The sequence below is a fragment of the Thauera mechernichensis genome (assembly GCF_029588855.1).
Classification (GTDB): domain Bacteria; phylum Pseudomonadota; class Gammaproteobacteria; order Burkholderiales; family Rhodocyclaceae; genus Thauera; species Thauera mechernichensis.
In genome coordinates this window covers 51,224-73,648 of record NZ_JARQZE010000014.1, presented here as the reverse complement: position 1 = coordinate 73,648, position 22,425 = coordinate 51,224, and the positions used below count along the sequence as shown (strand labels likewise).

Annotated in this window: 14 protein-coding genes; 5 read left to right on the top strand and 9 right to left on the bottom strand. The window is 67.3% G+C overall.

What is annotated here, in order from left to right; all coding sequences use genetic code 11:
• Nucleotides 1-76 precede the first annotated feature (76 nt).
• Nucleotides 77-628 (top strand): hypothetical protein, encoded by a 552-nt coding sequence (locus P7F68_RS15795; RefSeq protein WP_232431666.1) that lies wholly within the window; start codon nucleotides 77-79, stop codon nucleotides 626-628.
• Here P7F68_RS15795 and P7F68_RS15790 read toward each other — a convergent pair.
• The 6 genes from P7F68_RS15790 to P7F68_RS15765 form a co-directional block, all read right to left on the bottom strand.
• Complete coding sequence (locus tag P7F68_RS15790) at nucleotides 555-2,102, bottom strand: ABC transporter ATP-binding protein (RefSeq protein WP_277834561.1); 1,548 nt, start codon at nucleotides 2,100-2,102, stop codon at nucleotides 555-557. The two genes, P7F68_RS15795 and P7F68_RS15790, sit on opposite strands and share 74 nt — an antisense overlap.
• Nucleotides 2,099-2,896, bottom strand: coding sequence for an ABC transporter permease (locus P7F68_RS15785; RefSeq protein ID WP_002943453.1), 798 nt, complete (start codon nucleotides 2,894-2,896; stop codon nucleotides 2,099-2,101). The genes P7F68_RS15790 and P7F68_RS15785 overlap by 4 nt, the downstream gene beginning before the upstream one ends.
• Nucleotides 2,893-3,861, bottom strand: a complete 969-nt coding sequence (locus tag P7F68_RS15780; protein ID WP_277834558.1) for an ABC transporter permease — start codon at nucleotides 3,859-3,861, stop codon at nucleotides 2,893-2,895. The genes P7F68_RS15785 and P7F68_RS15780 overlap by 4 nt, the downstream gene beginning before the upstream one ends.
• The gene (locus tag P7F68_RS15775; protein ID WP_277834556.1) at nucleotides 3,861-5,432 is read right to left on the bottom strand and encodes an ABC transporter substrate-binding protein; all 1,572 of its coding nucleotides are present in this window, start codon (nucleotides 5,430-5,432) and stop codon (nucleotides 3,861-3,863) included. Before P7F68_RS15775 ends, P7F68_RS15780 begins: the two co-directional genes overlap by 1 nt.
• The gene (locus tag P7F68_RS15770) at nucleotides 5,432-7,555 is read right to left on the bottom strand and encodes a TonB-dependent siderophore receptor (RefSeq protein WP_277834554.1); all 2,124 of its coding nucleotides are present in this window, start codon (nucleotides 7,553-7,555) and stop codon (nucleotides 5,432-5,434) included. Before P7F68_RS15770 ends, P7F68_RS15775 begins: the two co-directional genes overlap by 1 nt.
• A 66-nt stretch (nucleotides 7,556-7,621) precedes the next feature.
• Complete coding sequence (locus P7F68_RS15765; RefSeq protein WP_277834552.1) at nucleotides 7,622-8,266, bottom strand: DUF1826 domain-containing protein; 645 nt, start codon at nucleotides 8,264-8,266, stop codon at nucleotides 7,622-7,624.
• A 234-nt stretch (nucleotides 8,267-8,500) separates the two neighbouring features.
• On the opposite strand from P7F68_RS15765, the gene uvrA reads away from it, so the two are divergent.
• Both uvrA and P7F68_RS15755 read left to right on the top strand, forming a co-directional pair.
• Entirely contained in the window at nucleotides 8,501-14,290 is a 5,790-nt protein-coding gene (gene uvrA, locus P7F68_RS15760; RefSeq protein ID WP_002940110.1) for an excinuclease ABC subunit UvrA, read from the top strand.
• A 115-nt stretch (nucleotides 14,291-14,405) separates the two neighbouring features.
• Entirely contained in the window at nucleotides 14,406-15,092 is a 687-nt protein-coding gene (locus P7F68_RS15755) for a cytochrome b/b6 domain-containing protein (RefSeq protein WP_002932194.1), read from the top strand.
• Nucleotides 15,093-15,172: 80 nt separating this feature from the next.
• Here P7F68_RS15755 and P7F68_RS15750 read toward each other — a convergent pair whose 3' ends face one another.
• Nucleotides 15,173-15,625 carry a c-type cytochrome gene (locus P7F68_RS15750; RefSeq protein WP_002932207.1) on the bottom strand — a complete coding sequence of 151 codons (453 nt, stop codon included), beginning with the start codon at nucleotides 15,623-15,625 and terminating at the stop codon, nucleotides 15,173-15,175.
• Nucleotides 15,626-15,889: 264 nt separating this feature from the next.
• Between P7F68_RS15750 and P7F68_RS15745 the strand changes: the two genes are divergently transcribed.
• Complete coding sequence (locus tag P7F68_RS15745; protein ID WP_002940107.1) at nucleotides 15,890-17,515, top strand: methyl-accepting chemotaxis protein; 1,626 nt, start codon at nucleotides 15,890-15,892, stop codon at nucleotides 17,513-17,515.
• Between the two features lie 56 nt (nucleotides 17,516-17,571).
• On the opposite strand, the gene P7F68_RS15740 is transcribed toward P7F68_RS15745, so the two are convergent.
• Nucleotides 17,572-19,041, bottom strand: coding sequence for a DegQ family serine endoprotease (locus P7F68_RS15740; protein WP_002937556.1), 1,470 nt, complete (start codon nucleotides 19,039-19,041; stop codon nucleotides 17,572-17,574).
• A 154-nt stretch (nucleotides 19,042-19,195) separates the two neighbouring features.
• On the bottom strand, nucleotides 19,196-21,244 hold the full coding sequence (locus P7F68_RS15735; protein WP_277834546.1) for a TonB-dependent receptor plug domain-containing protein: 2,049 nt from the start codon (nucleotides 21,242-21,244) through the stop codon (nucleotides 19,196-19,198).
• 134 nt (nucleotides 21,245-21,378) lie between these two features.
• On the opposite strand from P7F68_RS15735, the gene P7F68_RS15730 reads away from it, so the two are divergent.
• Nucleotides 21,379-22,329 (top strand): hydrogen peroxide-inducible genes activator, encoded by a 951-nt coding sequence (locus tag P7F68_RS15730; RefSeq protein WP_002933000.1) that lies wholly within the window; start codon nucleotides 21,379-21,381, stop codon nucleotides 22,327-22,329.
• Nucleotides 22,330-22,425: the final 96 nt, after the last annotated feature.

Genomic DNA, 22,425 nt, shown 5'->3' with positions numbered 1-22,425 from the left:
GCGCGTTGTCTTCCGTGTCGGAATGCGTAACCTCATCGATGCACCCTTCACTGTCCATCCTTGTCCTGCGAACACCATGAGCGTAATGCGTCCCCTCCTGTCCGTCCTTGGCATGAGCCTGCTGCTGGGCTGTGCCCCGGAACCTGTCGCACCTGAGGCTTCCAAGGCCCCTGAGGCGGTCGAGCCAGCTGCGGTTGCGGATCAGTCCAGGCCAGACGCCCGGGAGGCTGGGCGTGAAGCCGTCGAAGCTGCACGTGAGGCGGCTGCCAAGGCGGGAGAGGCGGCGAAGAAGCTCGGCGAAGCCGGTGCCGCGGCGGCCCAGGCCGTGGTCGAGTCCACCGAGGACAAGCTGCGCAAGGGGGCCGAGGCCGCGGCCGGCACTGAGCCGATGGTGCGCGATGCCAAGGAGGCTGCCGAGCAGGCGGCGCAGCGCATTGCCGACGCCACGCGAGATGCTGCGCAGCGCCTCAAGGAGGCTGGCAAGGGTGCGATCGACAGCGTGCGGCAGCGCTCCGGGACTGCTGCCGATGGCGAGGATAGCAACGCAGATGCCGTTACCGAACAGCAGCCGGCGCCCGTCGAGGAGCGCGATGTTGCGCGGCCTGTGGAGTCCGAAGCGCCGCGCTGAGCGGGGGCACGCCGGGTGGTAGGGAGCGCACCGAGTGGTCGCTTCCGTGCGATGAGTCGGCGGTCGTGTCGGGGTTCGACCTGGTATCGAGGATGACCTGTGCAGGGCTGAACCAGCGCGCCAGATGGCGGTCGTGGGTAACCAGCAGCACCGCGCTTTGTCGCGCTTCAGCGCTTCTCAGCAGCACCTCGAGCGTCTGCTGCTGGGTCAGCAGGTCGAGTCGGGAGGTCGGTTCGTCGGCGAAGATCAGTGACGGTTCGAGGAGCAGCGCGCGGGCAAGCGCCACACGCTGCAACTCGCCTCCGGAGACGCCGCCGGGCGGCCGTTCAAGCAGCCCGGCGCCCAGCCCCAGGTCGTCGAGCAGGCCGTCGAGCCGTGCCACGGGCTGGCGGTGCAGGGCGCACAGATCCCGCAGCGAGCGGCGCAGCGTCTGGCGCGGTGCAAAGGCGGCGACCGGGTCTTGATAGAGTTTCTGGAAACCGTGCGGCCGCATTTCGTGACGAATGATGCGCCCTTGGTCGGGCGGGAGCAGGCCCAGCAGCAGATTGCCCAGGGTGGTCTTGCCGCAGCCGCTGGGGCCGCTCACCGCGATGCGTTCGCCGGCTCGGATGGAAAGATCGAGGCCCTCGAAGAGGCGCTGGCCGCCGAGCGACTGCCCGAGGCCTTCGGCGGCCAGCAGCAGGCGAGCGGGCGCATTGGGCGGCAGCGGCGCCCAATGCTTGGGCTGGGCGGCGACCAGGGCTTGCGTGTAGGGGTGTCGTGGCTTGCTCAGGACCTGGGTACATGCGCCGGACTCCACCTGTTCGCCATTCTGCAGGACCTGAACCTGGCCGCCGAGGGCGGCGGCGACTTCGAGGTCGTGGGTAATGGTGAGCAGCGCGCAGCCTTCGAGCAGGGCTTCGCGCAGCAGGGTCACGACTTCATTGCGCATGGCCTCGTCGAGCCCCTTGGTGGGTTCGTCGGCGATCAGCAGGGGGGCGCCACTGGCGAGCACGGCAGCGAAGGCAACCCGTTGCGCCATGCCGCCGGAGAGCTGGTGGGGCAGGTGCCTTTCCTTGCCTTGCAGGCCGAGGCGGGCCAGCGCATCGCGGGCGAGGCGGGCCGGCGAGAGGGGGCCGGCGTCCTGGCGGACATAGCGGTAGGTCTCCTCGATCTGGCGCAGGACGGGCATGGTTGGGTCGAGGGCGAGCCAGGGTTCCTGGGGCAGCAGGCCAATGCGCCGGCCCCACAGGCCGCGCCGGGCGGCGACGTCCTCGGCGCGGCTGGACGCCGTGCCTATGGTGATCTCGCCGCCGGCACGCAAGGACGCAGGCAGGTTGCCCATGATGGCCTGGGCGATCAGCGACTTGCCGGCCCCGCTCTGGCCGATCAGGGTGAGCGCCTCACCCTCGTGCAGCGTGCAGCAGACATCGCGCAGCAGAGTCTGCCGGCCGGCATGGACGGAGAGGTCGCGAACGGTGAGCAAGGCACTCATGCAACTGCCTCCTGCGGGCGGATCAGCACCAGGCCGAGCAGAGTCAGCGTAAGGAGCAGCACCGGCGCGGCGATCAGCCAGGGCGCTTCCTGGTAGTAGGGCAGCAGTTCGATCATCATCACGCCGAGCTCGGGACGCGGTGGCTTGATGCCGACACCGACGAAGCCCAGCGCGGCCATCGCCAATACCGCCGCCGCCATGCCGAAGCTCGCCAGGGTGAGCAGCACGGGGCGCAGTTCCGGCCAGACGTGGCTGCGGACCAGGTAGAAGGTGCCGAATCCAAGCAGTCGCGAGGCCTCGACCGCAGGCGAGGCAAGGATGCTGCGCGCACTGGCACGCACGACACGGAAGTACTCGACCCAGAAAGCCAGGGCCAGACCCAGGTAGAGTGGCCAGAAGGCCCCTGGCGCGAGCGTCGCCAGGAGCAGCACCAGCAGCAGCCCTGGCAGGGCCAGCACGCTGTCGGCGAGGACCACGCAGGCCCGCTCCAGCCAGCCGCCGCGCCAGGCTGCGACGATACCGAGAAGGACGCCGGGGATGGCGGCACTGAGCACGCTGAGTGCGGCCAACCCCAAGGACAGCTGCCCGGCATGGGCGAGACGGGCGACCATGCTGCGGCCCAGGTGGTCGGTACCCAGCCAGTGCTCCAGTCCGGGGGCGGAGAGGAAGTTCATCAGGTCCAGCACGCGCGGATCGCCGACCAGCGCCGGGCCGGCGGCGCAGAACAGCGCAATCGCAACGAGCAGGGCGGCGCCGATGCGCTGGCGCCGGGTCAGAGCGAGGTCTACGTTCATGTGCCCCGCCTCCGGCGCGGGTCGAGCAGCAGGCAGGCCAGGTCGACCGCTGCGTTGAGCAGCACGAAACACAGGCCCAGCATCAGGCAGGTGCCCTGAATCATCGGCACGTCGCGCCAGAACACCGCATGCACCAGGGCGTGGCCGATGCCCGGCCAGGCGAACAGGGTCTCCAGGATGACTACGCCCTCGATGACGAAGGCGAGCTGCACGCCCAGGTAGGCGATCACCGGCAGGGCGGCGTTGCGCACGCCGTGGCGCCACAGCGCAAGCCGGGGCGACAGACCCTTGGTCAGGGCGAAGGCATAGTAGTCGGAGGCCACCACCCGGGCCACCGACTCGCGCGCCACCCGCGAGGATGCCGCGGCCAGCCCGAGTGCCAGGGTCAGCGCCGGCAGCAGGAGGTTCCCCGCCTCGCCATGACCGGCTGCGGGGATGGCGTCGGACAGGTTGGCCGCGGCGATGACCAGCAGCAAACCGAGCAGGAAGGGCGGGAAGGCGCGCAGCGCGATCGCCGCGCCTTCGCCGAGGCGGTCCGCCCAGCCGCGTGGGCGCAGGCCGGCGGCGATCCCGAGCGGCAGGGCGATGACGACGGAGAGTGCGATTGCAGCGAAGGCCAGGCTCAGCGTGTGGCCGAGCTGGTGAGCGACCTCGTCGATGATGCGGTGGCCGGTGACCAGCGACTCACCCAGATCGAAACGCAGCAACTGCAGCCACCAGTCGGCCAGCGCCGTGTACCACGGCGCGTCCAGCCCCAGTTCGCGGCGCACTGCCTCAGCGGCTTCGGCGCTGACAAGATCGTAGCCGTAGCGACCGGCTGCGATGCGGTAGGCGAAGTCGCCGGGCAACCAGCGCATCATGAGGAAGCTCAGGGTGCCGACCAGCAGCGCCACCGCGCCGGCCTGGCCACTGCGGCGCAACGCGATGCCGAGCAACGCCCGGCTGTTGAAACGGGTGTCCTGCATCAGGCCTCTCCCCACGACAGGCGTTCGAGCCGGTAGGAGCGCTCCAGCGGGTCGAGCGTGAAGCCGCGCAGCGCCGGATGCACGGCTGCAGCCAGCAGATTCCAGGCAATCGGGATAACCGGCAACTCCTCGTGCAAGGTCCGGGTGACGGTACGCCGCAGGGCGTGGCGGTCGCGCTCGCGCAGCGGCCCTTGCAGGGCGGCCAGGGCGGCCGGCACGGTCTGGTTGCCCCAGTTCATCGCACCCCAGTCACCGCCTTCGGGCCCGAAATCCTGCAGCAGCGTCACCATCGGGTCGGCATAGATGCCGTAACCGCGCGCGCCGAGTGCGAGCTCCAGCGTACCCTGCCGGTGTGCAGCCGGCACATCGCTGGCGTTGCCGAGCAGCACTTCGACCGCGATGCCCACCTGGCGCAACTGTTCCTGGACGGCAGCGGCGATGATCGGCAGTTCCGGTCGATCCGGGAAGGTGCGCAGGGTCAGGGCCAGCCGCTCGCCCCCCTTGGCGCCCTGGCGCACGCGGATGCCGTCTGCTGCGGGCTGCCAGCCGGCGGCGGCCAGCAGCTGGCGGGCAACGGCGATGTCCTGCCCCATGGCGGGCAGATCCGCATCGTGCCACTGGGCCAGTGCGGGCGGCAGCAGCTGGCTGGCCGCGGCCTGCGGGTCGCGCAGGATCGCGTGGGCGATGCCGGCGCGGTCGATCGCCAGACTGATGGCCTGACGCAGCGGCAACTCGGCGAGCCAGCGATGTCCGGCATTGAGCTTGAGATAAATGGTGCGCGGCAGCGGCACGCTGTGCACCTGCAGGCGCGCGTGGCGCTTGAGGCGTTGCCAGCTGGCGGGATCGAGGCCATAGACGATGTCGGCCTGTCCGCTCTCGGCCAGCAGCGCACGGCTCTCACCGCGCCCCACCGCGAGGTAATCGACGGCGGCGATGGCCGGACGAGGTCCATCCCAGTGGGGTGAGCGTGCCAGGCTGAAGCGTTGCGGCGGCTCGATGTCGGTCAGCTGATAGGGGCCGCTGCCGATCACCCGCCTGACACTGCCGCCCGTACTGTAGCTCGCCGGCGCCAGGATCTGCGCACTGCTGTGGGCAAGCACCGCCGGCAGCGCGGCGAAGTCGGCGGCAAGGTGCACGTCCACGACGTCCGTGCCGGCGTCGATGGCTTCCAGCGGCACCAGCCCCATACCGCCCGGCTTGCGCCGGGCGAACTGCAGCGCGGCGGCGACGGCCTGCGGTGTAACCGGGCTGCCGTCGTGAAAGCGGGCTTGCGGGCGCAGATGGAAACGCCAGTGGCGCTGATCCGCCGAAACCTCCCAGTGCGTCGCCAGTGCGGGCGTCGGATTACCGTCCTCGGCGATGTCGAGCAGGGTTTCGCTCACGCCATGGCGTGAGAACAGATAACCGGCGCGCGACGGGTCGAGACCGGTTATTTCCCACGGGCCGACAACACGCAGCGCGCGCACGGACGGGCCGGCCTGCAGCCAGCGCGGCCATGCGGCGAGGCCGGACGAGACCAGCCCGGCCGCCAGCCAGCGCCGGCGCCCGGGCATGAAAAGGCTGCGGCCCATCAGAAGCGGGTCTGCATGCCGAGCGTGATGGTGCGCGGGTTGCCCGGCGTGATCCAGTACACGTCGTAGGAGCTGGCGTAGTAGGTCTTGTCGAACAGGTTGTCGATGTCGAGTGAGAAACGCAGCGTGTCGCTCGGTTTCCAGTACGCCATTGCACGTGCCACGGCGTATGCGGGCAGCTGGAAGCTGTCGGCGGCGTTGCCGCTGCGCCTGCCTACATAGGTGGCACCAGCTCCGATACCGAAACGGCTGCCGGCGAAGCCGTCTTCGTACATCAGCAGAGCGCTGCCGCTGTTGCGCGGCACGTTGAGTAGCGGGGCGCCGCGCAGGGCCGGGTTGTTGTCCTTGGTGATCTCGGCATCGATGAAGGCGTAGTTGGCGGTGATACGGATCCTGTCGGTCAGTTGTCCGGCCAGATCGATCTCCACGCCGCGGCTGCGCGCCGCTCCCGCTGCCACGGAGAAGTCTGGATTGCCCGGATCGCGGGTCAACACATTCTTCTTGTCGATCTCGAACACTGCGAGCGTCGCACCGAAGCCTTGGTCGGGTGCCTCGAACTTCAGCCCGATCTCCTTCGCACGCCCGCGCTCGGGCGAGAACGCAGCGCCGGCTGCATCGATGCCGCTGTTGGGGCGGAAGGACTCGCTCGCCAGCACGTAGGTGGAGAGCGTTGGCGCAAGCAGCCAGGTGAGTCCGACGCGCGGTGTCGTCACGCTGTGATCCTGGGTGGAGCGGGTATCCGTGCGTCGGTTGTGAACGCGCTGATGGAAGCGATCGTGGCGTACTCCGAGCAGCAGGCGCCAGTCTTCCGCGAGGCTGATCTGGTCCTGCATGAAGACGCCTGTGGCACGCTGCCTTTCCAAGGAGTCGGTGTTGGACACAGGCGTGGGCAGCGGCTGGCCGTAAACGGGATGATCGATGTTGATCGAGTAGTTGCCCGGTCGCACGCGCATCATCACCGAGTCGAGCGAGAAGCGGTAGCTATCGAGGCCTGCCAGCAACTCGTGCCCGACACCGCCAGTGGTGAATTTGCCGTGAATTTCGCCCTGGAAGGCAAGGTCCCTGGAGTCGTAGTTTCGGTAACGCCGCTCACGATTGATGTTGCGTGAACCTACCGGCACGAATAGCAGCGGGTTGCTCGGACGCACTTCGGTCGAGTAGCCCTCCAGTGCGGTGGTCCGCCAGGAGAGACCGGCCTTGGCACGCCAGTCGAGTGAGAAGGCGTGCTCCAGCGTCAGCTGATGGGTATGGTTGTCGATGGTGATGTCGCCGTCGCCGGGCTCGCCGAGGAAGACTTCGCGCGACATCGAGCCAGTTCGGCCGCCGACTGCGACCACCCCACGGTCGAAGGGCGCCTTGTGGCGCAGGACCTCGAGGTCGTAGTTGAGAAAGGTGTCGGGTGCCAGCAGCCAGCTGAATGAAGGTGCGAGCAGGTAGCGCTTGCTGCCGACATGGTCGCGAAAGCCGCCCTTGTCCTCGTGGGCGAGATTCAGGCGGTAGGCGAAGGTGTCGGTGATGGGGCCGGTGGAGTCGAACAGGGCGCGGTAGGTGTCGTAGCTGCCGGCGTAGAGTTCGACCGAGTGCCCAGGCTTGAACTGGGGTTTCTTGGTGACGACGTTGAGGACGCCGCCCGGTTCGCTGCCTCCGTAAAGAGCCGAGGCCGGTCCCTTCAGCACCTCGATGCGCTCGACGTTGGCGGTGTCGCGCGGCGCGTTGAAGCCGCGGTTGCCGGCAAAGCCGTTGCGCAGGAAGTTTGGCCCCGTATTGATGTCGCCCGAGAAGCCGCGGATGGAGAAGTTGTCCCACATGCCGCCGAAGCTGTTCTGGCGGCTGACCCCGCTGACGAAGTCATAGGCCTCCTCCAGACGGACGGCGCCGATGTCGTCGATGACCTGGCGCGGGACGATACGGATCGATTGCGGGACCTCGCGCAGGGGAGTGTCGGTGCGCCCGACCTCGCCTTCATCGGCATAGTAGGCCTGGCCTTCGCCACGGCCCACCACCTGGACGGCGTCGAGCACCTGCTCTTCGGCATGCACCGCCGGAACGGAAAGAACTGCGCAAAGCGCCAGCACGCCTTGCTGAATGGGTCTTGGGCGAAGGAAGTTCGGAACTGATTTCATGGGCGCGAAATGACGTTGATATTTTGTTAATGATAATCGATATTGATTGTAGTCATTGAGCCCGGCTCACCATGCCGCATCGAATGCAGCCAGCACGCGAGGCGGGCTGGACACGGCGGGCGAGCGGTGGACGATTCCGCGCCCGGTGTTGTCCTGCCAGAGGCTGCCCTTGAGCAGGGCAACGGCATAAAGCGGAATGGACTCGATGCAGTGGTCCGGACGCAGCACTCCAGAGTGCGTGTCTGCAAGTCCGGCAGATGCAGCGCCAAGGCGGCTGCGGTCGATCGACTGCTCCTCGACCCACTCGGTGCCGGGGCCGCGGTAGGTGCATAGCATGCGCACGCCGACCCGATCGACGTGCAGGCGCGGACACATCGCCTTGTGGATGACCTCCAGGCGCACGCCGATGGCCGGAGCATCGAGCAGTTCGGCAAGCATCTCGGCGAGTTGGGCGAGATCGTCCGCCAGCGCATCACGCCCGCTGCCCGTTGGCAGTGTGTCGAGAACAGGGGTTTGGCCAGGGGTGATCAGCTGCCGGAAGCCGCATCCGAGTGCACCCGCATTGCGCTCGAGCCAGTTGCCGATCGTCGGATCGGGTGTCCTGCGCCAAACGGCGAGTTGAATCGCTGGATCGAAGATGCGAGTCAGGCCGAAGGCGTCGTCGCCGATTGCAGCACAGCTGGTCACCAGGTTCGGGAGCGCGGCGGTCATGCGGATTCTCTGGGCAGGTTAGGGCGATCAAACTGCAGCAAATGCAATAATATAACATTGCATTTGCTGACCCAAAGTACCCCCGGCGTCCTGGGCATGAGTGCCGAGGAGGTCTCGTAAAGGTCTCGGGCTATCGCGTCGCTGTCGTCCCGCGGGAACCTTTCTCCCTGCTCCATGAGTCCGAGACGAACCTCCGCCGACTAAAATGGCGGCTCACGCCTTCGCCCCGCACTCATGTCCGCCTCCGCACCCCGCTACACCCCTGTCGACGCTCCCGCTTCGATCGCAGCCGCCATCCGCATCCGTGGCGCGCGTCAGAACAACCTGCGCAACCTCTCGCTGGACCTGCCGCTCAATCGCCTGACGGTGGTCACCGGCGTGTCTGGCTCGGGCAAGTCCTCGCTGGTGTTCGACACGCTGTACGCCGAGGGCCAGCGGCGCTATGTCGAGACCTTCTCGCCCTATGCGCGCCAGTTTCTCGACCGCATGGACAAGCCACAGGTGGATCGCATCGAGGGTGTACCGCCGGCGATCGCGATCGACCAGACCAACCCGGTGCGCACCTCGCGTTCGACCGTGGGCACGATGACCGAGCTCGCCGACCACTTCAAACTGCTGTATGCGCGCGCCGCGCACCTGCACTGTCGTTGCTGCGGCAAGCCGGTGCGGCGCGATTCGGCCGACAGCATTGCTGCGGAGCTGCGCGCGCGCGCGGCGGCGGAAGGTGACCCCCGGCTGGTGGTGTGTTTTCCGGTGACGGTGCCGTCCAACTTCAGCGAGACGGAGGTGACCGGCCTGCTCAATGCGCAGGGCTACACCCGCATCCAGGAACGCATCGCCGCGGGCGGCGCCGAGAGCAACGACGTCCTGCAGGTGGTGCAGGACCGCTTCCGCGCGTCGAATGCCGAGGATGCTCGCCTGGCCGAGGCGCTGGAGACGGCGCTGGCGCGCGGCCATGGCCGGTTGTCGGTGTATGCGTCGGGTGAGGGCGTGAAATCCGGGACACGGAATGGGACGGGGACACCCGGCGAGGCGGTGTGGCGCTATTCCTCCGGCCTGCATTGCGCGGACTGCGACATCCACTATTCCGAGGCCACGCCCGGCCTGTTCTCGTTCAACTCGCCGATCGGCGCCTGCGAGACCTGCCGCGGCTTCGGGCGGGTGATCGGGGTGGATTTCGGTCTGGTGGTGCCCGACGAGTCGAAGACCCTGGCCGAAGGCGCGGTGAAGCCGTGGCAGACCGAGAGCTACCGCGAGTGCCAGGCCGACCTCGAGAAGATGGCGAAGAAGTATGGTGTGGCGATGGACATCCCGGTGCGCGACCTGCCACCGGAGCATCGCCAGTGGTTGTTCGAAGGCGACCCGAAGTGGAAGAACTGGGACAGCTCGTGGCCGCGCTACTGGTATGGCGTGCGCCACTTCTTCGACTGGCTGGAGACCAAGGCCTACAAGATGCACATCCGTGTGCTGCTGTCGCGTTACCGCAGCTATACGGAGTGCCCGGCCTGCCACGGCGCGCGCTTGAAACCCGACGCCCTGCTCTGGCGCCTGCCGACCAGCGCCCCTACAGGGGGCGCGGCGACCGGGCTGGCGATCCACGAACTGATGGCGATGCCGGTCGATCGCATCCGCGAGGCGGTGGCGGCGCTGCGCATCCCGGGCGTCCCTGACGAGGCCACCGAACTGGTGCTCGGCGAGATCCGCAGCCGGCTGAACTACCTCACCGACGTCGGCCTCGGCTACCTGACCCTGGACCGCCAGTCGCGCACCTTATCGGGCGGCGAGGTGCAGCGCATCAACCTCACCACTGCGCTCGGCACCTCGCTGGTGAACACCCTGTTCGTGCTCGACGAACCTTCGATCGGGCTGCACCCGCGCGACATCGGCCGCATCCTCGGCGTGATGACGCGGCTGCGCGACGCCGGCAATACACTGGTGGTGGTCGAGCACGACCCTCAGGTGATGGTCGCCGCCGACGAGTTGCTGGAGATCGGCCCAGGCCCGGGCGAGCGCGGCGGCAACATTGTCGCGCGCGGCACGCCGGCCGAGATTGCTGCAAATCCGGACTCGGTGACCGGCCCCTGGCTGGCGGGGAAGAAGCGCATCGACGTCGATCGCCCGCCGCGTCGGGTCGATGACGCCACCCCGCGGCTGACGCTGGTCGGAGCGCGTCAGCACAACCTGCGTGATCTTCGTGTCGGCTTCCCCTTGCAGCGTCTCACTTGCCTGACCGGCGTCTCCGGCTCGGGCAAGTCGACGTTGATCCAGGACGTGCTGTTTCCAGCGCTGGCGAAACACTTCGGCGAGGCGGTCGAATCACCCGGGATCTTCGACCGTCTCGACAATGTGGATAACTTGCGCGGCGTGGTCATGGTGGACCAATCGCCGATCGGCAAGAGTTCGCGCTCCAATCCGGTGAGCTATGTCGGCGCGTGGGACCCGATCCGCGCCCTGTTCGCCGCCCTGCCGGAGGCGAAACAGCGTGGCTACACGCCTGGCACCTTCAGCTTCAATGCCGGCCATGGCCGCTGTCCGACCTGTACTGGTTCGGGTTTCGAGCACGTCGAGATGCAGTTCCTGTCCGACGTCTGGCTGCGCTGCCCCGACTGCGACGGCAAGCGTTACAGGCCGGAAGTGCTTGAATTGAAATGGAAAGAAATGTCCGTTGCTGATGTGCTCGAACTTACGGTACATGAGGCGCTGGACGTGTTCCGCGAGCACCCCAAGGTGCTCGCCGCGCTCGCGCCGCTGGCCGACGTCGGCCTCGACTACCTGCGCCTCGGCCAGCCAGTGCCGACGCTTTCCGGCGGCGAGGCGCAGCGCCTCAAGCTCGCAGGCCACCTCGCCGAGGCGGCGCAGAAGAAAGCTGTACGCAAATCCAGGCCTGTGGATAACTTTGGGGAAAAGCGCGGGAAAGATCGCGACCCCGGGTTGCTCTTCCTGTTCGATGAACCCACCACAGGGCTTCACTTCGAGGATGTCGCCAAGCTGCTCGGCGCCTTCGACAAGCTGCTGCAGGCGGGGCATTCGCTCATCGTCATCGAACACAACCTGGACGTGATCGCTGCCGCGGACTGGATCATCGACCTCGGCCCGGAAGGTGGCGAAGGCGGCGGCGCGGTCGTGGTGGAAGGGTCGCCGGACGTGGTGCGCGCCCATGAAAGCTCGCACACCGCCGCCGCCTTGCGCGAATACGCCGAAGCCCTGGCCCGCACCCGCAGCGGTGAGACATCCGACGGTAGGAGCGGCGCCAGCCGCGAGGGTTTGGCGCATCTCCAGACGGAAGAACCGCTCGCGGCTGGCGCCGCTCCTACAGGGGGGAAGCGATCACTCGTCGCTGCCGAACCGCGGGTGGATTACCGCCCGATTGCCGCGCCGGCGATAGAGATCCGCCACGCCCGCGAGCACAACCTCAAGAACGTCAGCCTGCAGATCCCGCGTGACCAGTTCACCGTGATCACCGGCCTGTCCGGCTCGGGCAAATCCACCCTGGCCTTCGACATCGTCTTCGGCGAGGGCCAGCGGCGCTACCTGGAATCGCTCAACGCCTACGCGCGCCAGTTCGTGCAGCCGGCCAGCCGGCCCGACGTCGATGGCCTGTTCGGCATCCCGCCCACGGTGGCGATCGAGCAGCGCACCAGCCGCGGCGGACGCAAGAGCACGGTGGCGACGCTGACCGAGATTCACCCCTTCCTGCGCCTGATGTACGTGAAGCTGGGCACGCAGTTCTGCCCCGATTGCAACGTGCCGGTGACGCCGCAGAGCTTCGAGGCCATCGTCGCCCAGATCCAGCGCGAACTGCGCGGCGCCTCGGTCGAAGTGCTGGCGCCGCTGGTCGTCAACCGCAAGGGCCTATACACCGACCTCGCCAAGTGGGCGCGGAGCAAGGGCCACACGCAGCTGCGCGTCGATGGCGAATACCTGCCCACCGCCAAGTGGCCACGGTTGGACCGCTACAAGGAACACAACATCGAGCTGCCGACCGGCATGGTGGTGGTGCAGCCCGAGCACGAGGCCACGCTGCGCGAATTCGTCCGCCAGGCGCTGGACATCGGCAAGGGCGTGATCAAGGTGCTCGAGATCGGTAAGCTCGGTGCGGCGCCGATCACCTTCTCTACCCTTCGCGCCTGCCCGAGCTGCGGCACCGGCTTCCCCGAGCCCGATCCGCGCCTGTTCTCGTACAACGCCAAGCACGGCTGGTGCCCCAAGTGCTACGGCACCGGGCTGAAGACCGCAGCGCGCATCGAGGACCCGGACGCGCTCGACCTGGGCGATGCGGAAGAGGTCATCGTCAGCGACGAGCCCTGCCCCGCCTGCGACGGCGCGCGCCTCAATCCGGTGGCGCGTGCAGTGCGCTTCCGCGAGCTCGGCCTGCACCAGCTCGCGGCACAAGCAGTAGATGAGGCGGCCGGCTTCTTCACCGATCTGGCGCTGAACGAGCGCGAAACCGACATCGCCCGCGACCTCGTCAGCGAGATCCGTGGGCGGCTGGCCTTCCTGCAGCACGTCGGCTTGGGCTACCTGGCGCTCGACCGTGCCGCGCCCACGCTGTCCGGCGGCGAAGCGCAGCGCATCCGCCTGGCGGCGCAGCTCGGCTCCAACCTGCGCGGCGTGTGCTACATCCTCGACGAGCCGACCATCGGCCTGCACCCGCGCGACAACCGCCTGCTGCTCGATACCCTGGAGGCGCTGCGCGACCGCGGCAACACGCTGCTGGTGGTCGAGCACGACGAGGACACTATCCGCCGCGCCGACCACGTCATCGACCTCGGTCCCGGCGCCGGGGTGCGCGGCGGCCGGGTGGTGGCCGAAGGCGGCATCGACGACCTGCTGGCCGCGCCCGAATCCGCCACCGGCGCATGCTTCCGCCACCCGCTGCAGCACCCGCTGCGGCCGCGCCGCGCGGTGCCCGACGACCATGCGGCTATCCGCATCGAAGGCGCCAGCCTGCACAACCTACGCAACGTGACGGTGCGCATTCCGCTCGCGCGCCTGACGGTGGTGACGGGCGTGTCCGGCTCGGGCAAGTCCAGCCTGGCACGCGACGTCATCCACGCCAACCTGCGCGCCCGCCTTGGAGACCCCGAGGCCACCCGTGCCCGCCGCCGCGGCAAGGCCCAGCCCGAAGAGGTCGACCAAGCCCTGATCGGCTGCAAGGGCGTCCATGGCTGGCAACAGGTCGGCCGTGTGCTGGAGGTCGACCAGACCCCGATCGGCAAGACCCCGCGCTCCTGCCCGGCGACCTACGTCGGCTTCTGGGACGCGATCCGCAAGCTCTTCGCCGACACTTTCGACGCCCGCACCCGCGGCTGGAATGCTTCGCGCTTTTCCTTCAACACCGGCGCCGGGCGCTGCCCGGTCTGCGATGGCGCCGGCCAGACCACCGTCGAGATGAGCTTCCTCCCCGATGTGAAGACGCCCTGCGAGGGCTGCGGCGGCGCACGCTTCAATCCCGAGACCTTGTCGGTGCGCTGGAAGGACAGGACCGTCGCCGAGGTGCTGGCGATGCCGGTGGACGAGGCGGTGGATTTCTTCTCTGCCCATCCCGCGATCGCCCACCCCCTGCAGCTGCTGCAGGACGTCGGCCTTGGCTACCTGACCCTGGGCCAGCCCAGCCCGACGCTGTCGGGCGGCGAGGCGCAGCGCATCAAGCTGGTGACCGAACTGGCCAAGGTGCGCCGCCGCCCGGGTGACTCCGAAGACACGGGTGGTGTGCCGCTGCCGGCCGACAAGCACAGCCTGTATGTGCTGGACGAGCCGACGGTGGGCCTGCACATGGCCGACGTCGACAAGCTGATCCGGGTGCTGCACCGCCTGACCGATGCTGGCCATACGGTGCTGGTGATCGAGCATGACCTCGACGTCATGGCCGAGGCCGACTGGCTGATCGACCTCGGCCCGGAGGGCGGCGATGGCGGCGGCCGGGTGGTGGCCGAAGGCCCGCCCGAGGTGGCGATGGCGACGCCGGAGTCGCACACCGGGCGCCATCTGCGCGAGTTCCTGGCGCAGCGCAAGGCTGGATGATGTCCTGTGCGCCGGAACCCGCGCGCCGACGCCGGGTCTGTGCTCGGGCAGACGATCTTGCGGCGCGCAGCCTTCTTCGCAACACCACGCACTTTGATCACGGAACGACACACACATGACGACACGTAAAGTCCGCGTCTGGGACCTGCCCACCCGATTGTTCCACTGGCTGCTGGCCGTCCTCGTGGTTGCGGCCTACGTTACCGGCCAACTCGGCGGCAGCTTCATCCAGTGGCACGGCCGCGTCGGCATTGCCATCCTGGGGCTGCTAACGTTTCGTCTGGTGTGGGGCTTCATCGGCTCCACCTATGCCCGCTTTGCGGACTTCGTCCCGGGCCCCGCCCATCTGTGGGCGCACCTGCGCGGTCACTGGAGCGGGCTTGGTCACAACCCGCTCGGCGCCCTGTCGGTGCTCGCCCTGCTCGGCGTGATGAGTTACCAGGCGGTCACCGGGCTGTTTGCCAACGATGACATCGCTTTTTCCGGCCCCTTGCGCGCGCTGGTGAGCGGCGATACCAGCGATTGGTTGAGCGGCCTGCACCGGCAGAACTACTGGCCGATCATCGTCCTCGTCGCGCTGCACGTGGGGGCAGTGCTGTTCTATGCCGTGTTCAAGAAGGACAACCTGGTCAAGCCGATGATCACCGGCGACAAGGAGGTCGATGAGGCCGATGCCCAAGCCGCGCAGGGTGGCGGCATCGTGGCTTTGCTGCTTGCGTTGGCGATCACGGCTGCCGTGCTTTACGCAGCGACGGGCAGCTTCATTGCGCCACCGCCACCGCCTCCGGTACCCGCCTGGTAAGGTCGTCCCTTGCCAGGCGTAGAGAACGACAAAGCCACCCAAGGGTGGCTTTGTCGTTGGAGTACAAGTACCGTGCCGGGTCAGTCGGCGCGGTACTTGTCGTGACAGGCCTTGCAGGTGGCGCCCGTTTCACCGAAGGCCTTCTGCACCGCGGCCTTGTCACCGCTGGCGGCAGCCTGTGCCAAGTTCGCTGCAGCGGCGTTGAAATCCATCGCCAGCTTGCCGACATCTTCCATGTTCTGGAACAGTTCGGGCTTGGCGCGCGTCTTGCGGTCGCCGATGTCCTTGTCGGTGCCCGGGCCGTACAGTGCGCCCATGCCCGAACCCGCGATGGCTGCGATGGCGTTGGCAGCGGCCTGCACCTGCTGCGCGTTGAACTCGCCTTCCACGTTGGCCTTGATCTTGCCCATGTTCCAGCTCATGAAGCTGTAGCCGGCCTGGCGGAACTTGATCTGGTCTTCCGGCTTGACCTGGGCGGAAGCGGTGGCTGCAACGGACAGGGCGATGACGCCGAACAGGATGGATTTCTTCATTGACGACCTCTTAGCGTTGTGGGAAGGGTAATGCGTGTCGGCAGCGGCACAGCGGGCATGTGGGTTGCTGACTGACCGCCTTGCGACAGTGCGCCTTGCGGATTGGTTCAGCACATCGCATATCGACAAGCGATGATATTCCGCTCGTATGAGCGGAGGCAATCGCGCGCGTAGTGTTAAAGCCTGCCGCGACGGCGTCGTAATAAGCAGTCTATAAGCAAGAAATAGCAAGCAAGGGATATGTCCCTGCGGACAAGGAGATGAATGATGCGCCGTCTGGCTGATACACCGATCTGGCTTCGCCTCACCCTGGTGATCTGGCTCATGCTGGTCGTGGCCTGGGGTGGGATGATCGCGTGGGAGACACGGGTCAACCGCAACATGGCGATCGAGCAGGCCAAGGACTTTGCCGGCAGCATCAATGAGATGACCATGGCCGGCCTCACCGGCATGATGATCACGGGTACGGTCGGTCAACGCGACGTGTTCCTTGACCAGATCAAGGAACTCAGCGTCGTGCGCGACCTCAAGGTGATCCGTGGTGAGGCAGTGAGCAAGGTCTTCGGCGACGGCGGCTTGCCGACGGTCGGTGGCGATGCCGACGAACGCCTGGCCCTGGCCGAGGGCCGGACCACGATGCGGGTCGAGCACAATGCCGAGCATGGCGAGCACCTGCGTGTGGTGATCCCGTCTCTCGCCTTGCGCGACTGGCTGGGAAAGGATTGCATCGCATGTCACCAGGTCGCCGATCGCACACCGCTCGGTGCGGTGTCGATGCGGATTTCGCTCGACAAGGCCAATGCGGCGGTGATCGATTTTCGCAACCAGAGCATCGTGTTTGCCTTCCTCGTCTCCTTGCCGCTGATCGGTTTCGTCTATCTGTTCATCCGTCGCTTCGTCAGTCGTCCGCTGTCTCACCTCAATGAAGGCCTGGCACAGATTGCGCAAGGCGGTGGTGACCTGACCCGGCGCCTGGAAGTGGGTGGCCAAGACGAGATCGGGCGCACCGCGCTCACCTTCAATGAAATGCTGGCAACCCTGGCCGCACTGGTACGCCAGGTCGCGCAGTCGGCCTCGGCAGTCACCAATGCGGCCGGGCAGCTGGCCGGAAGCGCCACTGCAGTTGCCCAGGGCTCGCAACGCCAGCGCGCCACATCGGCAAACGCGGCGGAGACCGTCGATGCCATGATGGGCAACATCTCCAGTATTGCCGAGCGCACCGAGGCCGTGCGTGCGCGTTCGCATGACAGCTTGCAGCGCGCTCGGGAAGGGCAGGAGAGCCTGCGGCGACTTGTCGGCGAGGTGGGCCAGGTCGAAGCCACCGTCAAGCAGATGGCCGATGCGGTGAGCGACTTTGTTGGCTCGACGCAGGCGATCTCGCGCATGACGAGCGAAGTGCGGGACATTGCCGAGCAGACCAACCTGCTTGCACTCAATGCGGCGATCGAAGCGGCGCGGGCAGGCGAGCAGGGCCGTGGCTTTGCCGTGGTGGCCGACGAAGTGCGCAAGCTGGCAGAGAAATCCGCGCGCTCGGCAGGCGAGATCGATGCCTTGACGCGCGAGATCAGCAGTCGCTCGGATTCCGTTCAGGGTTCGATCGAGGATGGCCTGCATCACATCGAGTCGAGCCGCGCAGTAGCTGAAACGGTGAGCCAGGTGCTCGATTCGGCCAATGTGCTGGTCGTAGAGGTCGTGGACGGGCTGGACCACATCGCGCAGGCCACCGGTTCGCAGCGGGTATCGAGCCAGTCGGTGACTTCCAGCATCAGCGAGATCGCCGGCATGGCCCAGGACAACGGCCGCACCGTCGATCAGACCGTGGAGGCTGCACGCCACCTTGAGGCGCTGGCAGCACAGCTGCAGGATTCGGTATCCCGGTTCCGCTTCTGAGCGCTGGCGGGGGCTGCAGCACACGTGCTGCAGCCCCCGCCAGCGTGTCGAATGACTTATTCGATGCGGACGGGGACGAAGATGCGTGCGCTGCCGCGCTGGATCAGCAGTGCGAAGCGGTTGCCCGAACGCTGCAACTGAGCGCGGAACTCGGCGATGGTGGTCACCGGCTGGTTGTTGATGGCCAGGATTACATCGCCGCGCTGCAATCCGGCACGCGCGGCGGCGCCATCGACGCTCTCCACGGCAAGGCCGCCGCGCAGCCGCAGTTCGGAAGCCTCCTGGGCGGTGAGGGCGCGTGCGCTCAGCCCGAGCTTGTCGCCCAGCTTTTCCACCTGGCTGGGCAGGGGGTCGGCTGCGGCCACCGTATCGGTGGTCAGTTCGTCGAGCGTTGCGGTCACGCTGCGGCTGCGGCCATCGCGCCAGATCTCCATGCGCACCTGAGTCCCCGGGCGTTTCTCGCCGATCACGCGCGGCAGTTCGGCCGAATCGGAGATGCGTCGGCCATCCACTTGCAGCACCACGTCACCGGGCTGCAGGCCGGCCTTCTCCGCCGCGCTGCCCGGGTCGACGCTGGCCACCAGCGCGCCGTGAGCCTCGGCCAGCCCGAAGGACTGGGCAAGCTCCTTGTCGACGCCCTGGATGGCAATGCCCAGGCGGCCGCGCTGGACACGGCCGTGGGCGACGAGCTGGTCCTTGACGTTCATGGCAACGTCGATCGGGATTGCGAACGAAATGCCCATGAAGCCGCCCGAGCGCGAGTAGATCTGCGAATTGATGCCGATCACTTCGCCCGCGAGGTTGAACAAGGGGCCGCCCGAGTTGCCCGGGTTGATCGCGACGTCGGTCTGGATGAAGGGTACGTAGGTCTCGTCCGGCAGGCGGCGCGCCTTGGCCGAGATGATGCCGGCGGTGACCGTGTTGTCGAATCCGAAGGGGGAGCCCATCGCCACCACCCACTCGCCGACGCGGGCCTCGTCGGCATTGCCGATCCTGAGGGTGGGCAGGTTCTGCGCGTCGATCTTGAGCAGGGCGACGTCGGTGCGGCGGTCGACCCCCACCACCGTTGCCTTGAACTCGCGCTTGTCGATCAGCCGCACGGTGACCTCGGACAGCGCGGCATCCGCGTTCTCGCCTGCCACCACATGGGCATTGGTCAGCACATAGCCGTCCTGGCTGACGATGAAACCCGAGCCGATGCCTTGGCGTGTGCGCGGCCCCATGCCCGGCTGGCCCGGGAATCCCGGCATGGGTACCCCGAAGCGACGCAGGAAGTCGTAGAAGGGGTCGTTCGCGAACGGGTTCTCACCGGTGACGCCCTGTGCCTGGCGCTGGACGACGCTGATGTTGACGACCGCAGGTCCGACCTGCTCGACCAGGTCGCCGAAGTCCGGCAGCCCGTAGCGGTTGGGCGACACCATGGAGGGAGCGGTCGCCTGCGCCATGGCCGGCGACACGAAGGCCCCCTGCGGGAGCGCCGCTGCAAGCGCGACGGCGAGGGCACTGACGGCAATGATCTTCTTCATATCGGTATTCACGCGTGGTCGTGGAAGTTGATGGACGTGCACGAGTGCGTGGACGCGGGAATCCGCATCCTGTTCCCGACAACACGTCCGCTTTCAGATCGGGCCGAGCGGGCGTGACTTCAAGGCCGGCGCCTCTGCCTGCTCGCCAGGGGCGTCAGAATTCCGCCTGCAGCGTGACATGGACCTGTCGCCCGGCCTGGTTCGCCGGCCGGTTGCGATACTCCGCCTGTGCCTGCAGTGGCCGGTTGGCCAGTTCCTGGTGGCGGCCGAGCAGGTTGATCGCGCTCAGCCGCAAGCTCAGGGTGCCGTGTTCAAGGCGGAAGCTGCGCGCTGCACTCCAGTCCACGGTGGTGTACGCAGGCACGGTGTAGCTGAAGCCGGGCACGTAGCTGAAGCCGGCGTCGATCGGTCCCATGCGCAGTACGCTCAGCATCGATTGCCAGGGGCCGACGCGTTGCAGCCAGCTCAGGCTGCCGGAGTAGGGTGCGGTATTGCTGCGGATGCGGTCGTCCGCGGCGCGGCGATCGATCATGCTGTGCGACAGGATGAACTCGGTCCCGGGCCATGGGCTGGTGCGCAGCTGGTACTCGAGTCCGCTGAGGCGGACCTCGCCGGCGTAGTTCTCCCAGCGCGTGCTGCGCAGGGTCTCCAGGAAGGCAAGGTAGCCCGCGTCGCCGGTGCGGGGCAGGTCGGTGATGAGCGGTCCAGGCTGGCGCACGATGAGATCATCGATGCGCTCATGGAACAGGCGCACGTCGAGGGTGCTGCGCTGGTCAGGCAGGATGCCCAGGAAGCCGAGTTCGAAGGCGTCGATGCGCTGCGGCCTCAGGGCCGGATTGGGAAGCTGGCGTTGCTGCAGCAGCGTACCGGTGTCGGAAACGATGCGCACATCGGCATTGCGTTCGAAAAGTCCGGGCTGGCGCCAGGCGCGCGAGTGGCCGAGACGCCAGGTCATGTCGGGAGCGGCCTGCCAGTTGAGGAATACGCGCGGCGCAAAACGAGCGGCATCGCCACCGAGCTTCTCCACCATGCCGCCGAAGTTCCATAGCCATGCCGGTGCGCTGCGCCATTCCAGATTGGCGAACAGGCGCTGCTCGCTGCGCTGGTGCGCCTTGGCAGCGTGGAAATAAAAGGGCGAGGCCTGCTCGACATGCCGCCATTCGGCGCCCCACAGCACGCGTGTGGCGGGATCGAGGCGCCAGCGGTGCTCGACTTCGAGACTGTGCTGGTCGGTCACTGCGGTGTTGCCGACGTCGGCGCCGAAGGCAACGCCAGGCGCGAGCGGGAGCGGGGGGTTGATGCGCGAATCCAGCCGCCATTCGTCACGCACGCGCTGGCGATTCCAGTAGGCCGACACCAGCCACTCCTCTTCGGCCGCGGCGACGTGGCGCCAGCGCAGGTGCAAGGTGCGGTTGGCGTGCTGCGATTCGCGCATGCCGGCGCTGTTGAAGAAGGAGCGCTCATAGCCCGCGTCGCGCCGGCCCTCGGCAAGCACCGCATTGAGGTTGAGCTCGTTGCGTTCGTCGAGCTGGAGATCTCCCCGCACCGACAACAGGTTCGTGCGGCGACCATCATGCAGCCCGGCAAAGCCTTCGTCGGCCTCGTGCTGCGCACTGATGCGCAGGCTGAGCGGGGCCGATTCGACGGCATGGCGCGCGCTGACGTCCAGGATGCCGGGCGCGCCACGGCTCAGACGCAGGCTTGTTCCGGTGCTGTCGGCGCTATGCCGGGTGCGGATGTTGACGATGCCCAGGAAGGCGTTCGAGCCGAAGGCGGCGGAGTTCGAGCCGCGTACCACCTCGATGCGCTCGATATCCTGCAGCGAGATGCGCTCCGCCGAAGAGTTGAACGAGGGCGCAGGAAAAGAGCGTCCGTCGATCAGGACCTGCATCTGCAGTGGATAGTCCATGCCCAGGCCATGGTAGGTGACCCAGTGTGCGTTGCCGCGTTCCTGGCCAACCTGGAAGCCGGGGACGAGCCGCATCAGGCGGCTGAGGTCGCGGTAGCCGGTGGCAGCGATGAAGTCCGCATCGAATACCGTGACCGCAGCCGGGCTGTCGTGCAGGGTCTGGGGCAGGCGCGAGGCGCTGAGCACGACCGGCAGCGGTGCGAAGAAGCTGTCTTCCGCCCGCACCTGTCCTGCGCACAGGCTTGCGGTGAGAATCAGGGCCAGTCCGCCGGCAGTACCGGAGTGGGAGCGCATCGATGGGTTTGAGCTGAGTCAGGGCTGGCGAAGTATAGCGGTGAGTCGCCGGTCGCGCAGGAGGGCATTGGAAGCTGTAACATCCCCAGCTATCCGCTTCAGGCTCCATTCCTTTTCCGGAACGCATAAACGCCATGACCCTGACCGATCTCCGCTACCTCGTCGCGTTGGCGTACGAGCGTCATTTCGGCCGTGCGGCCGAGAAATGCCATGTGTCACAGCCGACGCTGTCTGTGGCGGTCAAGAAGGTCGAGGAAGAGCTCGGCGTCCAGCTCTTCGAGCGCAGCGCCTCCGAGGTCAAGATCACCGAGACCGGTCGCCGCATCGTCGCGCAGGCAGAGAAGGTGCTGATGGAGGCGAGCCAGATCCAGGAGATCGCCGCGGCGGGCAAGGATCCGCTTGCAGGCCCGCTGCGCGTAGGGGTGATCTACACCATCGGCCCTTACCTGCTGCCGCGCCTGATCCCGCGCGTGCACCAGCTTGCGCCGCGGATGCCGCTGATCATCCAGGAGAACTTCACCGCTCGCCTGGCCGAGTCGCTCAAGCGCGGCGAGCTCGATGTCATCATCATCAGCCTGCCGTTCGAGGAGCCCGGCATCGTCGCCCAGCCGGTCTACGACGAGCCGTTCCGGGTGCTGATGCCGTCGGCCCATCCGTGGACGCAGGATGAGTCGGTCTCGGCCGAGCACCTCGCCGACGACCAGTTGTTGCTGCTTGGCGCGGGCAACTGCTTCCGCGAGCAAGTGCTCGAGGTGTGCCCGAGCTGCCGCAACATCGGCGGGCTGCAGCGCACGCTGGAGGGCAGTTCGCTCGAGACCATCCGCCACATGGTGGCCACGGGTCTCGGCGTGACGGTGTTGCCCAGTTCGGCGGTCGACGAGATGTCGGCGCAGAACCCCTTGGTCGCGGTACGGCCGTTCAGCGACCCCGAGCCTCAGCGCCGTGTCGCCCTGGCGTGGCGTGTCACCTACCCGCGCAGCGGGGCGATCGACGTGCTGCGGGCGGCGATCCTGGACAGCGAACTGCCCGGGGTACGGCCGGTGGGGCGTGTTCCACAGGTGGATACGGGGCTGCGCCAGGCATAGCCCTGCGGCATGAAAGGTATTCCGGCGATCAATTGGATTCATTGGACCGATTGGCTTACGATTGAACCATCCCGGCTGGACGCAGCCGCTCCAGCG

Coding starts and splice junctions, on each gene's coding strand:
- P7F68_RS15795 (WP_232431666.1), top strand. CDS start 77: ATGAGCGTAATGCGTCCCCTCCTGTCCGTCCTTGGCATGAGCCTGCTG.
- P7F68_RS15790 (WP_277834561.1), bottom strand. CDS start 2,102: ATGAGTGCCTTGCTCACCGTTCGCGACCTCTCCGTCCATGCCGGCCGG.
- P7F68_RS15785 (WP_002943453.1), bottom strand. CDS start 2,896: ATGAACGTAGACCTCGCTCTGACCCGGCGCCAGCGCATCGGCGCCGCC.
- P7F68_RS15780 (WP_277834558.1), bottom strand. CDS start 3,861: ATGCAGGACACCCGTTTCAACAGCCGGGCGTTGCTCGGCATCGCGTTG.
- P7F68_RS15775 (WP_277834556.1), bottom strand. CDS start 5,432: ATGGGCCGCAGCCTTTTCATGCCCGGGCGCCGGCGCTGGCTGGCGGCC.
- P7F68_RS15770 (WP_277834554.1), bottom strand. CDS start 7,555: ATGAAATCAGTTCCGAACTTCCTTCGCCCAAGACCCATTCAGCAAGGC.
- P7F68_RS15765 (WP_277834552.1), bottom strand. CDS start 8,266: ATGACCGCCGCGCTCCCGAACCTGGTGACCAGCTGTGCTGCAATCGGC.
- uvrA (WP_002940110.1), top strand. CDS start 8,501: ATGTCCGCCTCCGCACCCCGCTACACCCCTGTCGACGCTCCCGCTTCG.
- P7F68_RS15755 (WP_002932194.1), top strand. CDS start 14,406: ATGACGACACGTAAAGTCCGCGTCTGGGACCTGCCCACCCGATTGTTC.
- P7F68_RS15750 (WP_002932207.1), bottom strand. CDS start 15,625: ATGAAGAAATCCATCCTGTTCGGCGTCATCGCCCTGTCCGTTGCAGCC.
- P7F68_RS15745 (WP_002940107.1), top strand. CDS start 15,890: ATGATGCGCCGTCTGGCTGATACACCGATCTGGCTTCGCCTCACCCTG.
- P7F68_RS15740 (WP_002937556.1), bottom strand. CDS start 19,041: ATGAAGAAGATCATTGCCGTCAGTGCCCTCGCCGTCGCGCTTGCAGCG.
- P7F68_RS15735 (WP_277834546.1), bottom strand. CDS start 21,244: ATGCGCTCCCACTCCGGTACTGCCGGCGGACTGGCCCTGATTCTCACC.
- P7F68_RS15730 (WP_002933000.1), top strand. CDS start 21,379: ATGACCCTGACCGATCTCCGCTACCTCGTCGCGTTGGCGTACGAGCGT.